This is a genomic window from Mycobacterium persicum (assembly GCF_002086675.1).
GTDB classification, from domain to species: domain Bacteria; phylum Actinomycetota; class Actinomycetes; order Mycobacteriales; family Mycobacteriaceae; genus Mycobacterium; species Mycobacterium persicum.
The window spans coordinates 1-639 of sequence record NZ_MVIF01000292.1; the positions used below are offsets into that span (position 1 = coordinate 1).

Annotated in this window: 1 pseudogene; it reads left to right on the forward strand. The window is 69.8% G+C overall.

Annotation, left to right across the window (positions count from 1 at the left end):
* Window positions 1-639, forward strand: a pseudogene (locus BST40_RS28455) (FtsK/SpoIIIE domain-containing protein); the annotation flags it as partial.

Here is a 639-nt window from a genome sequence, read left to right on the forward strand (position 1 = left end):
GGGCATCGGTGTGCGCCCTGCACGGGCTGACCGCCCGCCTGGGTGAGCGCACCCTGGTCCCGGCGGTGGTGTCGGTGCGGATCGGCCGCCACGTCGACGTGCTGATCGTGAAGGTTGTGACCGGCCAGTCGATTGCTGACTGGCAGAAACGCGTTCCGGCGTTGGCGGCAATGGGCAGCGCAGCGGTTGACGATCCGCGCCACCGCGCCCGGGCAGCTGCGGATCATCATCGGCCGCGGGGATGTGCTCGCCCAGCCGATCGCGGTGCCCATGCCAAACCCGGGGTCGGCGGTTGATCTGCGCGCGGTGCGGGTCGGGGTCAGCGAATCACGGCGCTGGTGGACGCTGCTGGTTCTCGGTAACCACATCCTGGTAGCGGGGGCCACCGGAGCCGGTAAGGGCTCGGCGCTGTGGTCGCTGATCGCCGCCCTCGCCCCTGACGTTAAGCGTGGCCGGGTGCGGTTGTGGGTGATCGATCCCAAGGCGGCATGGAACTCGGTGCCGGGGCAGCGCTGTTCACCCGGTTCTGCTACGACACCGGTCAACACAGCGTGGAGTTGCTGCGCGAGCTGGTGGAGCTGATGCAGGCACGCGCCACCCGACTGCGCGGGCACACCCGCCTACACAGCCCTACCCTCG